General features: G+C 41.2%; 13 protein-coding genes. 9 read left to right on the top strand and 4 right to left on the bottom strand.

The annotated features are described in order from the left end of the window. Positions 1 to 72: 72 nt before the first annotated feature. The 6 genes from urtB (at position 73) to BEGALDRAFT_RS00985 (ending at position 5,498) form a co-directional block, all read left to right on the top strand. Positions 73 to 1,698 (top strand): urea ABC transporter permease subunit UrtB, encoded by a 1,626-nt coding sequence (urtB, locus tag BEGALDRAFT_RS00960; RefSeq protein ID WP_002682742.1) that lies wholly within the window; start codon positions 73 to 75, stop codon positions 1,696 to 1,698. 18 nt (positions 1,699 to 1,716) lie between these two features. Next, positions 1,717 to 2,802, top strand: coding sequence for an urea ABC transporter permease subunit UrtC (gene urtC / locus BEGALDRAFT_RS00965; RefSeq protein ID WP_002682745.1), 1,086 nt, complete (start codon positions 1,717 to 1,719; stop codon positions 2,800 to 2,802). Beyond that, positions 2,799 to 3,680 carry an urea ABC transporter ATP-binding protein UrtD gene (gene urtD / locus BEGALDRAFT_RS00970; RefSeq protein WP_002682746.1) on the top strand — a complete coding sequence of 294 codons (882 nt, stop codon included), beginning with the start codon at positions 2,799 to 2,801 and terminating at the stop codon, positions 3,678 to 3,680. The genes urtC and urtD overlap by 4 nt, the downstream gene beginning before the upstream one ends. 102 nt (positions 3,681 to 3,782) lie before the next feature. Next, entirely contained in the window at positions 3,783 to 4,409 is a 627-nt protein-coding gene (locus tag BEGALDRAFT_RS18640) for a DUF3574 domain-containing protein (RefSeq protein WP_002682747.1), read from the top strand. 79 nt (positions 4,410 to 4,488) lie between these two features. After that, positions 4,489 to 4,671 (top strand): hypothetical protein, encoded by a 183-nt coding sequence (locus tag BEGALDRAFT_RS00980; RefSeq protein WP_002682748.1) that lies wholly within the window; start codon positions 4,489 to 4,491, stop codon positions 4,669 to 4,671. A 26-nt stretch (positions 4,672 to 4,697) separates the two neighbouring features. Next, positions 4,698 to 5,498 carry a type II CAAX endopeptidase family protein gene (locus BEGALDRAFT_RS00985; protein WP_002682749.1) on the top strand — a complete coding sequence of 267 codons (801 nt, stop codon included), beginning with the start codon at positions 4,698 to 4,700 and terminating at the stop codon, positions 5,496 to 5,498. Between the two features lie 534 nt (positions 5,499 to 6,032). Here the strand turns inward: BEGALDRAFT_RS00985 and BEGALDRAFT_RS17690 are convergent. Next, positions 6,033 to 12,884, bottom strand: coding sequence for an ExeM/NucH family extracellular endonuclease (locus BEGALDRAFT_RS17690; protein WP_002682750.1), 6,852 nt, complete (start codon positions 12,882 to 12,884; stop codon positions 6,033 to 6,035). A gap of 552 nt (positions 12,885 to 13,436) precedes the next feature. Beyond that, positions 13,437 to 14,831, bottom strand: a complete 1,395-nt coding sequence (gene der, locus BEGALDRAFT_RS00995; protein WP_002682751.1) for a ribosome biogenesis GTPase Der — start codon at positions 14,829 to 14,831, stop codon at positions 13,437 to 13,439. 257 nt (positions 14,832 to 15,088) lie between these two features. Here der and BEGALDRAFT_RS01000 point away from each other — a divergent pair, with 257 nt between their 5' ends. Beyond that, the gene (locus tag BEGALDRAFT_RS01000) at positions 15,089 to 16,192 is read left to right on the top strand and encodes an adenylate/guanylate cyclase domain-containing protein (RefSeq protein WP_002682753.1); all 1,104 of its coding nucleotides are present in this window, start codon (positions 15,089 to 15,091) and stop codon (positions 16,190 to 16,192) included. 22 nt (positions 16,193 to 16,214) lie between these two features. Next, positions 16,215 to 17,945 (top strand): BatD family protein, encoded by a 1,731-nt coding sequence (locus BEGALDRAFT_RS01005; protein ID WP_002682755.1) that lies wholly within the window; start codon positions 16,215 to 16,217, stop codon positions 17,943 to 17,945. A gap of 243 nt (positions 17,946 to 18,188) precedes the next feature. On the opposite strand, the gene ybaK is transcribed toward BEGALDRAFT_RS01005, so the two are convergent. Both ybaK and BEGALDRAFT_RS01015 read right to left on the bottom strand, forming a co-directional pair. Further along, entirely contained in the window at positions 18,189 to 18,677 is a 489-nt protein-coding gene (gene ybaK, locus BEGALDRAFT_RS01010; protein ID WP_002682756.1) for a Cys-tRNA(Pro) deacylase, read from the bottom strand. A 7-nt stretch (positions 18,678 to 18,684) separates the two neighbouring features. Beyond that, positions 18,685 to 20,517 carry an ABC transporter ATP-binding protein gene (locus BEGALDRAFT_RS01015; RefSeq protein ID WP_002682763.1) on the bottom strand — a complete coding sequence of 611 codons (1,833 nt, stop codon included), beginning with the start codon at positions 20,515 to 20,517 and terminating at the stop codon, positions 18,685 to 18,687. A gap of 290 nt (positions 20,518 to 20,807) precedes the next feature. Between BEGALDRAFT_RS01015 and BEGALDRAFT_RS01020 the strand changes: the two genes are divergently transcribed. Further along, positions 20,808 to 21,410, top strand: coding sequence for a LemA family protein (locus tag BEGALDRAFT_RS01020; protein WP_002682765.1), 603 nt, complete (start codon positions 20,808 to 20,810; stop codon positions 21,408 to 21,410). Positions 21,411 to 21,414 lie beyond the last annotated feature (4 nt).

The following is a 21,414-nucleotide window of genomic DNA, read 5'->3' on the forward strand; positions in this document are numbered from 1 at the left end:
ACCCCGCCTAAAAATTCGGTAATATCCTCTTACCTTACTAAGTTAATCAATCATTGCTGGTGGGAGTTTCCCATGATGATACGTCATTTCAGTTTTATCCGTTTGATATGGCTTTGTTGCCTCATACCTTTGACTGTTTCAGCACAAACATTTGAAGAGAGTATTCAAACGTTTAGTCAAGTTTCCGACCGTTCTGGTTTAATCAATATTATTCAACAGTTAGCCAATATTGGCGATGAGCGCGGTTTGCCTATTTTAGAAGCCTTGCGGGATGGACAGTTGCGTATGACTGCCGATAATCAGGTTTTTATCCTCAAGGGCGAGCAAGCAAAAAATGGCTTAACAGGGGAAATGGTCGCCGTTTCACAATTGAATTTTAAGGAATTACCCAGTATTAATAATGCAATACGTCGCGCTTTATTGCCTGCTATTGGGCAGTTACAGTTAAGTGTTAAAGACCCCACAATCCGTTTGCAGGCAGCAGAAGAGTTGCGAAAACGTCCACCCGAAGGGGCAAATGAGTTTTTAAAAATCGCTATTGCCCGTGAGCAAGACCCCAAAATTAGCCAAACCTTAAAAATTGCCTTGGCACAAATCGAATTAAATAGCCCTGACCGCCCAACCCGTTTAAATGCCTTACAGTTAATGCAAGAGGTTCAATCCAGTGAATTTACTGCGTTATTAACGCCGTTAGTCGCTAAAAATCCCGATGGGAGTTTTGTTGAAACGGATGCAGAAATTCGTACAAAAGCCAGTACGTTATTGCAAGCCATTGAGCGGGAACAAGCACGAATTGCGCAATGGGGGAATCTATTTTACGGCTTAAGTTTGGGCAGTATTTTGTTATTAGCCGCGTTAGGTCTTGCAATTACGTTCGGCTTGATGGGCGTGATTAATATGGCGCATGGGGAAATGTTGATGTTGGGCGCGTATAGCACGTATGTAGTGCAAAATCTTTTTCGTGAATATTTACCCACAGGCTTTTTTGATGCGTATCTAATACTTGCCTTGCCTGTGGCATTTATTGTGAGCGCAAGTGTTGGAATTTTATTAGAACGTAGCGTGATTCGCTTTTTATACAATCGTCCTTTAGAAACCTTATTAGCTACGTGGGGCATCAGTTTGGTGTTAATTCAAACAGTGCGCTTGTTATTCGGTGCGCAAAATGTGCAAGTTGCAAATCCCAGTTGGTTATCAGGCGGGATAGAGGTCGCGCAAAATTTAGTTTTACCTTACAACCGTTTAGCAATTATCGGCTTTGTGATTTTCGTCGTTGTGCTGGTTTGGTTTATTTTGCGACATACGTCTTTAGGGTTAAAAGTGCGAGCAGTCACACAAAATCGGCAGATGGCGGCATGTATGGGAATTCGGACTGCACAAGTGGATATGTGGACATTTGGGCTAGGCTCAGGCGTAGCGGGCTTGGGCGGGGTGGCTTTATCACAAGTGGGCAATGTTGGCCCTGAATTGGGACAGCTTTATATTATTGATTCTTTTATGGTCGTTGTATTGGGCGGAGTGGGAAATATCGCGGGCGCGGTGTTTGGTGCGTTGGGGTTGGGAATGTTTAGTAAGTGGTTAGAGCCTGAAGTCGGCGCAGTACTCGCTAAAATTTTAATGCTAGTGTTGATTGTTCTATTTATTCAAAAACGACCACAAGGTTTATTCGCGCTCAAAGGGCGATTTGTAGAGAACTAAAGAGACAAGGACACATCCATGTTAAACCGTTTCTATCGCTTACATAGCCCGCTAGCGTGGCTTTCACTGGTACTTATTGCCCTCGTTTTAATTATTGGAATTCCTTTATTAAATACACAATTAACGGCAAATAGTGCGGGGCATGTGCCTGATTATTTAATTCCCTTATTAGGGAAATTTTTATGTTATGCCATGGTTGCCTTAGCCATTGATTTAATTTGGGGATATGCAGGCATTTTAAGCCTAGGGCATGGCGTATTTTTTGCCTTAGGGGGTTATGCGATGGGCATGTACTTAATGCGCAGTATGGCTGGGCTTGGGGTTTATCGCAGTGAACTACCTGATTTTATGGTATTTTTAAATTGGCAATCTTTACCATGGTATTGGTATGGTTTTGATAATTTTGCCTTTACGCTGTTGATGGTTCTGTTAGTTCCTGCCTTATTAGCCTTTGTTTTTGGCTGGTTTGCCTTTCGTTCACGGATTAAAGGGGTTTACTTTTCTATCATTACCCAAGCCATGACATTTGCCTTGATGTTGCTGTTTTTTCGCAATGAAACAGGGTTCGGTGGAAATAATGGCTTAACCGATTTTAAATTTATTTTAGGTTATTCTATTCAAGAACATAACACCCGTTTAGCCTTGTATATCATCACTGCCGTGATGTTGCTCTTGGTGTATTTACTCTGTCGTTTTTTAGTCACAAGCAAGTTAGGACGGGTTTTAACCGCGATTCGAGACGCAGAAAGTCGGGTGATGTTTTGCGGATATAATCCTTTGTATTATAAATTATTTGTTTGGGTCGTTTCTGCAATGATTTGCGGAATTGCGGGTGCATTGTATGTGCCTCAAGTCGGTATTATCAACCCGAGTGAGTTAGCTCCCGCGAATTCTATTGAAATGGCGATTTGGGTCGCAGTGGGGGGGCGTGGCACGCTGGTTGGGGGCATGGTTGGTGCGGGTGTAATTAATGGAGCAAAAAGCTGGTTTACGGTCGCTTATCCTGATTTATGGCTGTATTTTTTAGGCGGGTTATTTATTCTCGTCACGCTTTTCTTACCGCGCGGGCTTATCGGTATTTTTAAAGGGAAGGCAGGCAAATGAGCACGAGTTCAACAGAAAATACAACGAATAAAGCAGATACAACGCCACGCTGGTTAGCACGTAGTCGGCAATTTTGGCGACGCGACCACGTGTTTAAAATGATGATGCCACCGATTCATACACTACAGTTGGATTTATCGCATGATACCGTGTTGTATTTGGAAAATATCACCGTTAGCTTTGACGGATTTAAAGCCTTAAATGATTTAAATTTTTATGTAAAACGGGGGGAATTGCGCTGTGTGGTTGGAGCGAATGGGGCAGGAAAAACCACGATGATGGATGTCATTACAGGCAAAACACGCCCCGATAGTGGTTCAGCTTTTTTTGGTCAATGGATTGATTTAACACAGTATTCAGAATCGGAAATTGCATCAGCGGGTATCGGGCGCAAGTTTCAAAAGCCAACCGTATTTGAAAATCACAGCGTTTTAGAAAATTTAGAATTGGCATTAAGAGCTTATAAAGGCGTATGGTCGAGTTTATTCGCACGTTTAAGCCCTGAACAACGTGACCGTATCGACGAAATTTTGCGCTTAATTGGCTTGACTGACCACGCACAACGGCGAGCAGGTTTATTAGCACATGGGCAAAAGCAGTGGTTAGAAATTGGTATGTTATTAGTGCAAGAACCGTATCTATTACTGTTAGATGAACCCGTTGCGGGGATGACACAACATGAAATCGAACGCACCGCAGAATTGTTGAATACATTGGCGGGAAAACATGCCATTGTTGTGGTTGAACATGATATGGCATTCGTGCGTTCTATTGCGAAAACGGTCACGGTGTTACATGAAGGGCATGTCTTAGCGGAAGGTAATATGGCGGATATTCAAGCAGACCCTCGTGTTATTGAAGTTTATCTCGGCGAATAATTTACTTTAAATTCGGTAGAATAATACGGCGTGAGCAATAACACTTATTTTAATGCGTTAAATATTTTCCTTTTTTATTAAGAATATGGAGAGAGAAGCACAATGAAAAAAAGACATCTCGTTGCTTTATTATGCGCCTTAGGAACAACATTACTGACCAATGCGTATGCAGCCGATAGCACGATTAGCACCGCCTGCCAGCAAACCAGCGCGCCGATTTACGATAATAATCTGCAAATTTTATCCTTGCCGTGTTTTGTCAATAACCAAGATGGGCAGACTTATACCGCTGTTTTGCAACTCAAGCCCAGTACCAGCGGATTTGAATTTAAGTTGCTCCATGTAGAACCGACCGCCCCCGCAACAGGGAGTACGCCATTACCTGCGGATTTACCCTTACTTTACGGCGATTTGTTTGTACAAACTGAACTTTATTTCGGTTTATCGATTCCGACGGGTGGCACAGTTTCCGAAGAGCAATGGAGTCAATTTGTTAATGAGTATGTTACCCCTGCTTTTCCCGATGGCTTAACCATGATTAATGGCAATGGGCAATATTTAATGTCTAACGGCGAAATTGCGCATGAAGGCTCAAAAGTATTAATTTTGTTACATCAAAATTCTGCTGAAAACAGTGCCAAAATTGAAGCTATTCGCACAAAGTATAAAGCGTTATTTGCACAAGAATCTGTCATGCGCGTAACCACATTGACGGGTGTATCTTTCTAAAATGTAATTGTTTTATAAGATAAATGTGTTTTAATTAATACACATTTATCTTTAACTATTTATTCGGAGTTAGCGTGTAATGACAAGCACAGAAACAACCAATACAGAACGCTTTGACCCGCAAGTACACATTCATATTAAATTGAGTTATCAAGAGCGATTGGCATTAAAAGAACTGGCAACTGCGCAAGGAATCAGTGTAGAAACGTTGTTACAACAACAGATTAAACAATTAATTACGCCAAAAAATCCCGCTATTTAATTCACTAACTTCGCGCGCCTAATGCTATGCAACAATATACAAATTTCCCTGATGTCTGGGGGGCTGTGTTAATTCTCTTTCTTCAGTTTACATTACAAATCATTTTATTAGTGGTTTTTAGTGGGTTAGAAATAGATTTGCAGGCGGGCGACCCTTTTTGGGAAGGCGTTTTAACCTTAATTCCGACAGTGATTATTGTTAGTGCATTATTGCGTTATAAACGGCTGGATATTCAAGATTTTTTTCATATGTCAGTCGTTTCTATCAAAAGTACCTTGTTAGTGCTTGGTTTACCTGTTGCCTTAGTTGCGTTGGGAAGTGTGATTTTATTTAATGATTTAATTAATCTTTTTTTATTATATGAGCCGTTAACTACGGAAGAAATAGACGCTTTTGAACGTTTTACAAATAGCGGATTTAATAGTTTTATGACGATTGTGCTTATCGCGCCTGTTTGTGAAGAAATGTTATTTCGGGGGATTTTCCTGCGCAGTTTTTTGTATGAATACAAGCCGATAGAAGCCATTTTTTTATCTTCCATCTTATTTGCCTTTACGCACTTTAGCATTTATCAACTGATTCCCTTGTTTTTATTAGGGATGTTTTGGGGATGGCTTTATTATCGGACACGCTCTTTATGGACGGCGATTTTAGGGCATGTGTTATATAACGGTTTTGCATTAATGTATGACGTACTTATCGATGCAAATGCTGGGGATTTACCAGAAGATACGATTATTTTTCAATCTATTTTTGTACATCTCTTTGCCTTCATGCTGGTTGGTTTCGGTTTGCTGTTGCTTTATCGCTTATTGAAATTACGTTAATCCAAGTGCTACTTCTGAAAATTCTGTGAATCCTGATTCAGATAAAAAAAGACCTGCTAGGTTTTTAAAAACTTAGCAGGTCTCTGTTTTAATATAACCTGAGTTCGGCGAGTTTCTGTTAAAGAAACAACGGCTTGTCTGAATCAGAATTCACAAAATTTTCAGAATTAGCAGAATTAAAAAGCATGATTCATCTTAACTTTTTGGTTTAAGGGTTTTAAATTCTGTTAATTCTGTTAATTCTGAAAATCCTGATTCAGACAATGTTGTAATCTTGTCTGGTAAATCTTGGTGAAAAACAAGAGAATAATCTCTACCAGTCCGTCAACCTTTTTCGCGTGTTCCAACAGACCTGCTAGGTTTTGAAAACCTAGCAGGTCTCTGTTTTATTTTATAAAACTCGCCGAACTCAGGTTAATATAGTAAACGCATTATAAAACGATGCGAAGGGTTGGCAGTCCTGTGAGGACTGCCAGTCCTAAATTTAAATCACTTTGTGGTACGTTTACTATAGCGTTGTCGAGTCGCTATATGTTACGGCTGAATATCAACATGAATCGTGCTAGGGTCATGATGTAGAACGATAGTGCCGTCTGTTAAGCGATAGCCAAAGACAATTTTTAATGTCCCTATTTCTACAAATTTACCTGTGTATAAGGTCAATTCTTGAACAGGTTCTAAAATCACTTGGGCTTTAAAAGGGGTAAGGTTTAAGGGTTTTTCATCCCAGCTTAAAATTTGCCCTAAGCTATCTGCCATAAAGTAGCCAATAAAACGTTCATCTGCATACCAATAAGGTGCGTAGATGAAAATATCCGCCGTTTGTCCAATGTGTTCAGGCGCGACAAAGATACGTCCGCGAATGGTAACTTTATCCGCCAGTTTTTGGCTGGTTTTAGCAGTAAAAGCGGTGTTATTGACAGAAATCCCGCCCGCAAATTGATGAATCAGGTTGAGTAATTTACCTGTTGCATCATAGGCACTGATATTTTCTAGCAAGGGTAGGGTGATATTGTTATCAATCACAACATCGTCTTCTAACGTGACATTGTCGCCCAGTATCACGCCACTTAAATGGCTACCCGCTTTAATGCGTACATTGCTAAGAATCACAGGGGCATTGGGATTGCCATAAATTCGCCCTTGTAAAATCCCGCCTGTTAATGTGGCGTTGTTCATAAAACGCACGTCTGCAATGATGCCGCCTACTTGGCTACTATTGATAATTGTTCCTGCTAATATCCCACCTTGTAACAGTCCGCCTTTAAAGTCTATATCAGTGAGTGTGCCTTGATTGCGGATATAACCCGTTAACACCCCGCCCGTTATTTGTCCTGTGGGTTTTATCCATAGATTTCCTAACCAGCCGTGGTTAGTGATGGCAATTGTAACGATTAAATTGCTGATATTGCCTTGTGCTAAGACGGTTAAGGGGTCCGTTGTTTCGCGGTTTTGTGCGTTACATAGGGTATTTACATCGCCAATAATCGGACATTCTGGGCTGTTACTGCCACTGTTATTGCTGGGCGTAATGGGTAAAAACACAGGTTCACAATGTAGATTGCTATTGAGGGTCACGCTATGAGCACATGTGTTATCACCTGCCCAATTCATGAATTGGTAGCCTGTTTGTGCAACAGGATTGAGTTGTAACATGCTCCCCATTTCTGCGGTCACTTGGCATGTGTCAGGACATTGTACGTTGTTGGATAATATGACTGTTCCAAACGGCGATGGTGTTAGTGTGAGGGTGTAAGTTGCAGGCGGTAAACGTTCAAATTGTGCAGTACATGTCGTGTTTGCTGTGAGGGTGAAAGGATTTGCACAATTGGCAGGTGTCCAACCAATAAATTGAGAGCCTGCTTCTGTTGTAACACTTAAATTAATCAGTGTCCCGCTGGGGTAAGTGCCTGCACTGTTGCCGTTAATTGTCCCTATGCCTGTGCCTGTCGTTGCTAAACTCAGGCTGTAATTTGTGCCTGTTGGCGGTGGGGTGATAGGGTTAAGCTCAAATTGTGCGGTACAAGTAGTATTTGCCGTTAAAGTAAAGGCTGTGGCACAACTGGCAGGTGTCCAACCAATAAAGTGGGAATCAGTATTGGCAAGTGCGCTAAGAGTAATCAGTGTTCCATTGGGGTAAGTGCCTGCACTGTTGCCGCTAATTGTCCCCGTGCCTGTACCTGTTGTTGCTAAACTCAGGCTGTATTGTGGCGGTGGGGTGATTAATTCAAAGGTCGCGGTACAAGTCATGTTTCCACTGAGCAAGAATGGATTGGCGCAAGTGTTGGGTGTCCAGCCTGTAAAGACTGAATCCGCGTTTGCAGTTGCATTTAAACTGATGGCTGTCCCACTGGCGTAACTGCCTGAACTATTACCACTTAAAACCCCTGCGCCTGTCCCATCGGTTTGAACCGTTAAATTGTAATAGGTGATAGGCGTTGTCGGTTTTGGGGTAAAGGTGGCGGTGCAAGTGGTATTTGCGGTTAAGACATTACCTGTGGTAAAGCTTGGCGTGCATGACCAACCTGTAAGGTAATAACCACTATTAGGCGTAGCCGTTAAGGTAACAGTGGTTGTTGCTAAATAACTTAAGCAATTTGTGCCACAACTTTCACCTGTAGGCGTACCGCTACTATTGACACTTCCTGAACCTGCGACTGCAAGATTTAATTGATAACGAGGTACGAGATTTAAGCCAATTAAAACAGGGTCATGGTCTGAAGCGCGATAAGCATCTGCATTGTAGTAACTGCTGATTTGTCCCGCTGTTTTATAATTGGTGTTGTAATCTAATATACTGGGTTCATCGCTATTGATATGCCAATCATCCGCGCCTGTGATTTGGGCAACAAGTGAAGAGCTAGCAAGCGCGTGGTCTAAATAGCCAATTTGTCCATCATAGACATAGGAATATTTGCTACTGCCTAATAAATCGGTATAGCCCGCATTTTTAATCACCGTAATGGGGTCTTCCATGCGGTAAGCGTTCATATCGCCAATCACTAAGATGTCTGAATCGTCCGTTAAAGTGTTTAAGAATGTTACGAGGGCTTGCGCTTGAGCGACACGGGTCGCATTTGACATGCCTTGTCCGTCATATTGGTCTGTATCGCCTGTTAAGCTACCTGCTGAACTTTTGGATTTTAAGTGATTAACCACAACGGTAAATTTTTCCCCTGTTGCGGTATGTGTAAATGTTGCGGCTAAAGGATGACGGTCAAAAATGGCATCAGAACTGGTTTTAACCGACCCCGCGACTAAATCAAGTGCATTATCGTCATAAATAAAGCCGATTTTAATCGCATCTGTACCTAAGGCATTGCTGACACCGATAGCGGCATCTGCGTCAATCATCACATAATTTCTACCCGTTAAACCTGCGCTATTAATCAGGTCTAAAAGGTCTTGTTGCGCACTGCTTGAGCCATAGCCATCATTTTCTAATTCCATCAAGCCAATGACATCGGCATCTAAACCCACAAAAACTTGTTTATGCTTGTTTTTTTGTCGTGTGAATTCGGTTGAATTTTCCGCGCCTCGACAATTGCTGGTTGATGTTGCACCGCCAATACCTAGGGAGCAGTTCGTAAAAGTATTAAAGTAGTTCAAGAGGTTAAAGCTGGCTACTTTGATGTTTGCACTGCCAACACTGGGCGGATTGCTGGGGCGAGTGGCTAAGTTAAAGTCGTAACTTTGTCCTGTTATTGGACGAATTCGCCATGTATTAGGACTGCTTGTCGAATTTCCGCCCCAACTCCAGTGTAAAATCCCTGTTAAATTGTCAATAGTTGAACCTGAACGCAGGGTATTAGACGCGCTTAAATTACCTTGTGGGTAAATAACGGGGTCAGGGTTTTGCGCGTCCGTCTCATCATCTAATACAATGCTGGCTCGGTCTAGGCTATCTATATGCGTTGCATAACCTGTCGTACTTGGCGCATTGAGATGTGTGTATTGGCTGGGGCGACTCCCTGAAATTAAAACGATTTCATTAAAACGTCCTAATTGATAATTTTCTGCAACGCTTAATGTTCCCGCAATTTTAACGCGCATTCCCTCAAAGGGTTCTAAATAAGCATCTTTGCTAGCGAAAGTATTGGCAATCGGTAAGGTGATTGTTGTAATAGCGGGTAACACATTACCAGTGCTGACAATAACACTACTGCCTGCTGTCGTTGCCGATAATTGGCTCATATTAAAATATTCAGAGGCTTTGCCTGTCACCTGCACTTTATCGCCAACACTGACCACATCAGGACAAGTATTGCAATATACAAATATCCCTTCTGAGGTATTCGGGTCTGCATCGTTATCACTATCTTCTTCTTGAATAAAGAAGCCTTTTAACGTCGTGCTTTGATAATCAGCGGTAACAATCCCCTCCACAATAAAGGTGCTTGATGTATCGACGACACTGCTACCTGTTCCTTGAATTGTATGAATTTTGGCGATTGTGGCAGGTTCGCTTAAGGTAACGATTTCACTACGGAACTTTTTCTGATTCGCGTTGCTTAACTCTTTTGCTATCGTTGCATCGTTGTAGTAAACCGTATCCCCGTTATCGAGCAAAAGTTGAATAGTTTGTCCTGCCCATGTCGTCATCGCGCCTGTGGGTAAGGCAACGATAGATTCAAAACTGCCATCGTTACCACCGCCCGTGATTGCACCACTACTTAAATTGGTTGTCATCGCAATGGGTGCATCTCCTGCATTGCCTGACCAACGATATAGTTTGAAATTGCCTGATGCGTCAGACGCGCCTGCAATAATTAAGCAACCATCGCTATTACATTCCAAGCTACGAATACCACGCCCACCTAAGTCTAATTCGATAGGTGTGCCTAAACTGGGAGAGCCTGTAAAGTCGCTACTAGCCCAAGTGGTAAAATTATTGATTGGTGCAATTAAGGCTTTTACCCGTCCTGACGTTGGCACTTGTGGCGCACGAAAACCTATCAATGCCGTTGTTCCATCAGGTGCAAGGCTAAAGCCTTCGATATTAAAGCCATCAATCAATTCAGGAATTTTGCCTGTTGCTGCACTGGTGGTAAAACCATAACTATTGGTATCGCCCCAACTGATTAAATCCGCACGTAAGTCTTCATAATGGCTGGTATAAGCTAATGTGCTACTGCTTGCACTGCCAGATAACGCCGTGCGAATTAAACGATAACGGTTCGGGCGAACACTTCCCCCACTGCTATGACTGTGCGAGGCTAACCAATAAATATCATTCCCATTACGAGTCGAAGCTTCGATATCTACTTCACGAGGAACACCACCTGATAAATCAGTCAAATTTAAACTACTGGTAAAATCAAAGCTATTTAGCGGTAATCCTGAGTTTTGACGGTCATATAAACGGATAGTTTGGTCTTCATCATCCGCCACTAACATATAATTGCTATCAAGGGCGATTGCGGTAGAAGCATCAGCTTTGCCACTGTGATAACGGCTTGTACTCATACCTGCACTAGAAGCCGCATATTGAATGATAAAGGTAGTTTGATAAGTTCCATCATCCGCTGTTAAGGTAATATCTGCATATCCAACGGCTGCCGCTTGAATTTTGAGACTAACCGCCGTTGTACCGCTCCCTGTTAACGTCATATTCGCATTAGGAACAACGCTAGTATTACTACTGACAGCGGACACGGTGACATTAGCAATCGGCGTGTCAAGGTCAGCAATGGTAAAATTCAGCCCTAAAGTACGCATTGGATCAGTGCTGTCCGTCGTGCCGACAGTGCCTGTAGCAGTAAAGGGGCTTGTAAGGCTACTTGCATTCGCATCAAGATAATTGCTGGTCGTCGCTGTATCTAGGGTAATTGTCGGAGCATTAGCGGGCGTTGCTGGACAAGGGTCATAACTGACTGTTGCACGGGTGCTTGTGCTTGGACTCCCTTTATCTCCACCTGAAGAAGCATAAGAATTTTCACCATCGCTAATGACGGATAGCGTCCAAAGGCTTTGATCATTCGCGCCAACCCCTGCATTTGTTACATAAGCACTGGTTGTATTCGCATCAAACAGCGTATTGATATACGTTAAGCGGTCAACTAAAACATTACTACTATCATACAGATTGATTTCATCGCTTCCCCCTAAATTTTGGGTTAAACCCCCTATGATTTTCACCCCTGCGCATAAATTCCACGCACTTCTAAATGTCGCTTCTGCACTTTCCGTTAAAATAACCGACTCACCTGCGGCAACTGTTCCAAAAGCCGATAAACTAAAACTCCCCGCTACCTGTGAACTATCATCAAAACTCCATCCCGTCATATCAATAGCCGCAGTGCCAACATTCGTAAATTCGATAAATTCCCCATTTCCCCCCCCGCGCATATATTCAGTAATCCGCATAATGCCTGTAGAATCATTATCGGTAATCGTCACTGCTTGAGAAACAGGACTGCCTAAACTAATGCCTGCGGAAGGATTGCTAAGAGTTAGCGTTGCCGTTTCTGTCCCTTCAACATCAGTATCGTCAACAATGGTAAAAGTTACCGTGCCTGTGGTTTGTCCACTTAAAATGGTCATTGTTGCAGAACTTAAGGTGTAATCGCTTGCGGTAACTCCTGTTCCTGTGACAGATATATCAAGGGTTTGGTCGCCTGATACAGCACTTGAAGCGGTTGCAGTCAATGTAATCACAGTTGCGGTTGTTTCGTCGCCTGTGGATGCGGAAAGACTAAGCGTAACGGTTGGCAATGAACTACCAATACTAAAACTATAATCACTATTATTTAAGGTAATAGAACTCGTAGAAGCATTGTAATTACTGGTATTTCCAATAGCGGTCAACAAGGCATTTTTATCACCAGAATAAACTGCGCCTGTTGGTTTATATTGATAAGCACGGTCTGACCCAAAATCTATCCATGTTTGATTATCAATTAATCCAGACGGACGTAACCCTGTATTTCCACCTTGAGAAATCCCAAAAATAAACGTACTTGTCCCCGTGTTATAAACATTGGTTGAAGTTTGATAAATATAAATTTCTTCACCATTCCCTAATCCAGGTGTTCCGCCTGAAGAAGCATAACTATATGTTGCATTCGAAACATCCTGCCCGCTCCCAAATCCCAACACAATCACAGTGCCTTTTGCAATTGCACTAATAGCCGTAAAGGTATATTCCGCTTCGTTATAATCCGCAAAAGTAGTTCCATCAGCAGTTGTAACTTCATTATCTACAATAAAAAATATTTCGCCCGCTGGGACATCTGTTAAAAATAAGATAGCAAGGTTATCAGGGGAAGTATTTGTATTAAAACCAATAATTGCAATATCACCAGCGGTTAAAGTCGCCTGACTACTTAAAGGAATAAATCCCCATAAAAAGAATAAAAAACGCCAAATCGTTAATTTCTGCAACATACAATTACCTTGTCTTCATTGAGGTCTTTAGGAAAGGTGCAATAAATTCCACTACCTTGCTTAAAACATTTTTTTAAAAACTCATTCCCTTTAATAAGATAGGGAAAATATTTTAAAAAACGAAAAATGTTTTATAACGGGATGAATAAATAAATTATTCTTAGATTAAGGTGTTAAGAACGTTGATAGGCATCAAAAACAAAAAAATGTTTTTATACCAATAGTTAGCGAAAATATTTCGCTTTTTGACGGGCGTATTTTAGGGTAGAAATATGACAGAAAAAGACAATATGACAATGCATTAAACTAAAAAATCCTGAATTCGGCGAGTTTTATAAAATAAAACAGGTCTTTATTTTAAAAAACTCACCCAACTCAGGTTTCTTATTTTTCATCAGGATTCACCAGACGGGATTAAAACATTGTCTGAATCAGGACTTTCAGGATTAACATTAACAGGATTAGCAGGATTTAAAATCCTTAAACCAAAAATTTAAGGTGAATCACGCTTTTTAATTCTGAAAATTCTGTGAATCCTGATTCAGACAGATGCTATTTACTCCGTCGCACAAAGCGCATTAAACGTTGACGTTTTTTCATTTGATGAGGTGTTAACACGTTTTTCCGTCCTTGGTAAGGGTTTTCACCTTGTTTAAATTCAACACGAATTGGCGTACCTTGTAAATCAAACGTATCACGGAAAAAGCGGATTAAATAACGTTGGTAGGCATCAGGAACACTGTCGACTTGTGAGCCGTGAATCACGAATAAGGGCGGATGTTGTCCCCCTTGGTGGATGTAGCGCATTTTTATCCGTCTGCCGTGTGATAAGGGCGGTGGGTTGCGGGTGATTGCGTCTTTTAATACATCGTTTAATAACGGGGTGCTGATGTGTTTATGCGCGGCTGTCCATGCGATATTGACGGATTTATATAAATGCCCAACCCCTGTACCGTGTAATGCAGAAATAAAATGGATTTCTGCAAAATCAATAAAGTGCAGTTTGCGAGTTAAGGTATAGCGTACTTGTTCGCGTTCCGTTTGGGTTAAGCCATCCCATTTATTCACCGCGATGATTAAGGCGCGTCCACTGTCTAAAACGTTGCCGAGCAGGCTGGCATCTTGGTCGGTCATGCCTTCGCGTGCATCAATAATCATGATAACAACGTGTGCCGCTTCTACTGCTTGTAAGGCTTTTAATACGCTATATTTCTCGACGACATCAGCAATTCTGGCACGACGACGCACGCCTGCGGTATCGATTAAGGTATATTTTTGTCCATCTCGTTCAAAAGGAATAAAAATACTATCGCGGGTTGTGCCTGGTTGGTCATAAGCAATCACCCGTTCATAGCCTAAAATTCGATTAACAAGGGTCGATTTGCCCACATTAGGGCGACCAACTATCGCAATTTTAATCCCTGCTTCGGCTTCGTCCATTTCGCTTTCTTCTGGCACGCTAAAATCGGACAATACCGTTTCCATCATGGCTTCTATACCACGCTGATGGCTGGCGGAAATGGTGTGTACGGGGGAAAAACCGAGACGGTGAAAATCGATATTAACGAGTTCTGATTGCATCCCTTCAGTTTTATTAATAACTAAGTGTACAGGGATGTTAAAGCTCCGTAAGCGTTGCGCAATCATTTCATCAATTGCCGTTAGCCCATCGCGTCCATCAACGACAAATAAGACTTTATTCGCCTCTTGAATCGCTTGAAGCGCTTGTTGGGTAATGCGGGTGGCAATGCCATCACTTGCATCTGTCAAGCCACCTGTATCGATGACTAAATACGGCATCCCGCCGACTTTACCGCGTCCGACTTTGCGGTCACGGGTCAAGCCCGCTTGTTCAGCCACAAGTGCATCACGGCTTTTAGTTAATACATTGAACAGCGTGGATTTACCGACATTCGGACGACCCACAATGGCAATCGTTGGCAGCATGAAAATTCTCTAAACAGGCGTATAAGTAGTCAGGCGGTGCAATAGATGCGTGTGATAGTTTTTAGATAACTGTTTGATTCATTCAATATCGCTTGTTGTTAAAAAGCGTATATTCATCATTTAGATAGAAATCTTGAACCGATTATAATAGCGTAGTTTACAGGCTTATACCATTTATTTTAAGACTTTCGCTCGAAGTATCATCTTCAGCAATTTATGCTACCGTGTAGTTATTCATGTTGATTGAGGAAACGACCATGCCTCCAAGTATGTTAAGTATTACTGATTTCGTCTTGCGTGAACAAAAAGTTGCTTATTTACATATCAATGCAGATTTAAAAATTATTGAATATAGGGGAGATAGCACGCTGTTATTACAAGTTGTGCAATTAGATGGAACGTTGCATTGTATGGTGACAGAACTTATTCCAGAATTATATGGTTGCGAGGATTTATTGCTGGCAATGTTGCAAGGCGATGAGCCTAAATTTTGTTTAGAAAATTTAAATCGAGTCAATGAGGCAACTCAGGAAGTCACTTATTTGAATTTAACGATTTTTCCATATGATGTGCAAACATTAGTGATTACATTATTAGATATTACGGCGTGGTCTCAGGTTCAACAGACATTAACTCAACAGCGCAATGAGTTGCATTTATTAAAACAATCTTTAGATGATACCAATAACCGCTTGCAATATATTTTAAAGCGTTATGTGCCAGCCGAAGTCGGTAAAGCATTAATGGAAAAACGAATTATGCCAGAGCTGGGCGGGACAGTGCGCTGTATTTCCGTGTTATTTGCAGATTTACGTAATTATACGACGATTAGTGAACGATTAACGCCAACAGAAACAATTGAAATTTTAAGTATTTGTTTAGACATGGTGACACAAGCCATTATGTCCATGGGGGGCGTGGTTGTGAATTATATGGGAGATGGGGTCATGGCAATTTTTAACGCGCCTGATGAGCAACCAGACCATGCACAGCGAGTCGTTAAAGCGGGTGTAATGATTCAAAAAATGGCAAAAGAAATGCGTGCTAAATTGCCACCAGACACGCCATTATTAACGTTTGGTGTTGGTATTAATACAGGCGATGCACTGGTTGGTAATATCGGGGCGCAGTGGCATCATCAATATAGTGCGGTTGGCGATACGATTAATGTGGCTTCACGTATCTGTAGTTATGCCCGTCCAAATGAGGTATTAATCGCCTGTTATACGCATGATTTTGTTTCAAAAAATATTATTGCAAATGCACTACCCCCTTTAAAATTCAAAGGTAAAAGTCAGGAAATGGTTGTTTATCAAGTGGAGGAATGGATAGGGGAATTACAAACAACAGTGACTGAATAGATAAATTAGGAAATGACGTAATATGAAGCATTTAATTTATAACTATTTGTTTATCAGTCTGCTGAGTTGGACGGGAGCAAGTTATGCGGCAGCACAATTAAATGCGGTGGTTGAACCTCATTCAAATCGCCTTACTTTGGGGCAAACATTTCGCGTTCGTATAACACTGATTAATGCCAGTGAAACCGATATTCGTAGCAATAACACCCCTAATTTAGAAGGCTTGCATACAGCATTTAGTATTAAAAATCAGCAGCGTATTCTCCCCCCCGCGATTAATGTCAATGGCGAAATGCGCCGACAAATTATCTGGCAATATACTTTAGAACCGCATCGTGCGGGAACAGTCACCTTGCCTGCTTTTTCACTCAATACCAGCGTTGGCGTTTTATACAGTCAAACGCTTGAACTCACTATTTTAGATGACCGTCAGCCCATAAAGACGGCTTTTATCTTAGAAACACAGATTTCTAATCCAAACCCTTATTTATACGAACCTATTTACTATACCTTGCGCCTTTATTATCAAGGAGAACTCCGTGATTTACAGCCAATTCCGCCAACGGATGGCATTATCATGGAACATTTAGGTAATCCTATGGGGAAAGTGATAAAAAATCAGCGTGGCGTATTGAATAATCAAGAAGTTATTATCGGCGAAGTGGTGTATTTACTCACGCCACTACGCACGGGCACATTAAACTTGCCTGCTAGTAAAATGAAAGGGTTACAGCCCGAAGAACAACAAACACTCATCAGCCAACAAACTAATTTTTCAACGATTAACTATCAACCAATAGAAATTACCAGCCGTCCTGTTGTGCTCAATGTACAAGCACCGCCAGAACCATTGCAAAACAATTGGTTACCTGCAAAAAGCTTGAGTTTGACAAGGACATGGCAACAAGATTTAACCCAAGCCATCCCTGTTGGTGTGCCGTTAGTGTGTACGCTTTTACTCACTGTTGAGGGGGTTGGCGGGCAACCATTGCCTCAATTAGTGGATTTATTAACACAAACCACTGATTTTAGGATTCATCATCCTAGTCCAGCAACACAACGTAAAGTGTCAACGGAAGACGGAAAAACCCCTATTAATACCATTCGACAAGAAATCAGCATAACCCCGCTAAAAACAGGTGTTCTAACCTTGCCACCGTTAAAAATTCAATGGTGGGATACGGTGAATAAACGCTTGCAACTAACAGAACTACCGAATGAAAGTATCACGGTTATTCCCTTACAAACGGCTGAGGCAATACAAACGACGATAGACACGGCAGAAGTAGAGAAACGCTACTTTTTAAAAAATTATCAAGTTATTACAATTATCTTACCTATCATATTATTCAGTGTTTTGTTATGGTTTTCACCTTCACTTGCCCGTGCTATTCATCGTTATAAAAAGAAACGTAGCTTGCATTATCAATGGCAACACATTGAAACAATGGCACAGTTACAACAGGTTATTCAGAATAATATTCAAGAAACTTGGGGAATTGCTACGCCCGTACATTTTGCCCAACTTCAGCAATATTTAGCACAACATTATGAAAATTCAGAATTATTACTAGGCACTTATTATTTTATAGAAAGGGAATTGTATAAGCCACACGATAGCCTAGAAACAGAAGCCGATAAAAAAGACATTATAATGCTTTGTGAACAATGGCAAAAAGGGCTTAAAGGATTAAAAGATAAACCTAAAATGCTTCATCATTCACAACTACACGCACTCAATCCCCCTGTTTAACCGCGTTCAGTTTTGGCACGCATCGTAAAAGACTTATTAACCTGAGTTTGGCGAGTTTTTTAAAAAAAGACAACAGTTTGTCTGAATCAGAATTTTCAGAATTTTCAGAATTAAAAAGACAAGAAAATTAAAAGAATAAAAAATTATGTTTTTAATTCTGCTAATTCTGAAAATTCTGTGAATTCTGATTCAGACAAAAAAAGACCTGCTAGGTTTTCAAAACCTAGCAGGTCTCTATTTTATTTAAGCATCGACCGCTACATTAACCAAGGTTGGTTTTAACACCCTCACAACGTCTTGCGGATTGAGGCTGACTAAATAGCCCCGTTTTCCGCCATTTAAGTAAATTTTTGGCAGTTGCAAAATACTTTCTTCCATGTAAACAGGCATAGGTTTACGTGTGCCAAAGGGGGAAGTACCGCCAACTAAATAACCAGAATGTTTATTAGCGGTATCAGGGCTACAGGGTTTTATCTGTTTAACCGCTAATAAACGGGCAAGTTGTTTTGTTGAGACTTCTTTATCACCATGCATCAGGATAATCAGTGGTTTTTTATGCTCGTCTTCCATGATAAGGGTTTTTATCACACTGTGTTCAGGTACGCCCAAGGCTTGTGCAGAAACAGTTGTCCCCCCTTTTTCCACATAATCATAAAGATGGTGTTCAATCTCAACATGAGCATCACGTAAGGCGCGAATGGCAGGCGTAACGGGATATTTATCAGCAGACATGGTAAATCTATGCCTCTACAGGAGTTTGTTTATCTTCTGCAAACTGCAATTTTAACAAGTTGTTGTAAATGCCTGTACTCAGGTTTGCTAATTCATCGTGCGCACCTGATTCAGCAATTTTTCCCTCATCAATGACATAAATACGGTCAACTTTGCGAATCGTGGCTAAACGGTGCGCAATGACTATTGTTGTCCGTCCTTCCATGAGTTTTTCTAAGGCTTGCTGTACAAGACGTTCTGATTCGGCATCAAGCGAGCTTGTCGCCTCGTCGAGAATCAAAATTGTTGGGTCTTTTAATATCGCACGGGCAATGGCAATGCGTTGACGTTGCCCACCTGAGAGTTTAACGCCACGTTCCCCCACTAAAGTATCAAAACCTTCGGGGAAATTTTGAATAAATTCTAGTGCGTTGGCTTGGCGAGCGGCTTCTTGAATTTCCTGTTCAGAGGCGGTGGGCTTACCATATAGAATATTTTCACGAATCGTCCCCCCAAAGAGGATAACTTCTTGTGGCACAATGCCAATATTGTGGCGATAGTGATTTAAATCATAACTATCTATCGCTTGACCATCGAGCAGAATTTCACCTGTATCAACGGGATAAAAACGGAGTAGGAGTTGAATCAAGGTTGATTTTCCCGCACCACTATGACCAACAAGGGCAATTTTTTCCCCTGAATGGATTTTAAAACTGATGTGATTTAAGACTGGGACATCTTTACGGGTTGGATAGGCAAAATTAACGGCTTGGTATTCAATTTCGCCTTTAAACTTAGTCAACGCGCTGCTTGAATCCGTCCTTAATTGTAATTCGCTAGGCTCGTCGAGTAATTCGGCAATACGTTCTGTTGCACCAACGGCTTTTTGTAAGGTGCTGTAAATATCGCCTAAACCACCGATAGACCCCCCAATAAACATGGTGTAAATAATGAACGAACTGAGGTCGCCGATGGAAATCGTGCCCGCCTTTACAAGACTTGCACCAAACCATAACACCAATACGATACTGCCAAATAAGGCAAAAATAATGAAGGAAATGAATGCACCGCGATATTTTGCATTAGAAAGCGCGATTTGTACGACTTGGTTCAGCGATTGACTGTAACGATTAACTTCAAAGGCTTCATTGGTAAAGGCTTTCACCATGCTAATTGATTGCAGTGTTTCTTCTACCACTATATTGGCTTTTGCGAGTTCATCTTGTGTCTTACGAGATAATTTGCGGATAAATTTGCCAAAAATTAACGCGGCGAGCACAAGGACAGGAAAAACTAACAGCATAAAAATAGTTAGCTTTGGGGTAATCACAAATAAAATGACTATGCCAATGAGTAAAATCAGGGTTTGGCGAATTAATTCAGAAAGGGTAACAGAAAAAGTATCTTGTAAGAGGCTCACATCTGCGGTGAGTCGGCTGATTAATTCACCTGCGCGTTGATTGTCATAAAATGACATGGGCAGGGTCATGAATTTTTCGTATAAACTTTTACGAATGTCTGCAATGGTTGATTCTGTCACTTGAGACATGAAGTAAATACGGAAAAAAGAAAATACACTTTGCACTGCAAGCACGGCAATTAATAAGAGTGCAAGCTCGTTAATATCGTTGATAAAGCTAAACGTTTTACCCGTTGCCGTGTCAATTAAACGTCCAGCGAGAAACGGAAATGCTAATAAAACGGTGCTGGAGAAAAATAGGCTCACCATCGCGGCAATAAAGTAGTTGCGATAAGGTCGTGTAAACTGGTAAAGCCCAAGTAAATGTTTTATCCCTGATTTATCTAACGGACGTTTGGGTAAATCAGCGTGTGGATATTGCTGTCGTTTTAAAAGTGCCATGCCTGAATCTCGATTTACTGATAAAAGTGCGAAAGGGCAATAGTATAAAGCATTCTGAGCGGGGGAGTATGAACAGTTCTGAAGCGTAAAACAGAATAAAAACAGTGATTGAATAGCTTGATTTAACTGTTAATCCTGATGTGCTCTCTATCATCTAGCAAGATACCCAAGATTGTATGAACCATCTTTCATTGCAAGATGCAGTGCTGTGGAATAACCCATATTTAAACGCTATTGGCTTCCATCCCCTTTTTTTATACCTATCATAAACATATTGAGGATTTTAGATTATGTCTGTAGAAACAATCATTTTAATCATCGTTGGGCTAATTTTCCTAATATTGGGGTTATATGTTATTGCCATTTATAACCAATTAGTCACATTACGGAATCGCTTTAAAAATGCGTTTTCACAAATTGATGTGCAGTTAAAACGGCGTTATGACTTAATTCCTAACTTGGTTGAAACAGCAAAAGCGTACATGAAACACGAACGCGAAACCTTAGAAGCGGTGATTAAAGCACGGAATCAAGCCGTCAATGCGGCAAAACTTGCGACAGAACACCCCGAACAAGCGGGCGCAATTCAAGGGTTAATCGGTGCAGAATCTTTATTAACAGGGTCTTTAGGACATTTATTTGCGCTTTCTGAAAATTATCCAGATTTAAAAGCAGATTTAACCATGGCACAACTGACGGAGGAATTAAGCAGTACTGAAAACCGTATTGCCTTTGCTCGTCAGGCTTATAACGATGCAGTGATGATGTACAACATTTATCGTGAACAATTTCCCAATTTTTTAATCGCAGGCGTTACGCAGTTTCAAGAAGCCTTATCCTTTATCATTGAAAGCCCTGAAGAACGAAAAGTGGTTAAAGTGTCGTTTAATTAATCCG

This window comes from Beggiatoa alba B18LD, from assembly GCF_000245015.1.
Classification (GTDB): Bacteria; Pseudomonadota; Gammaproteobacteria; order Beggiatoales; family Beggiatoaceae; genus Beggiatoa; species Beggiatoa alba.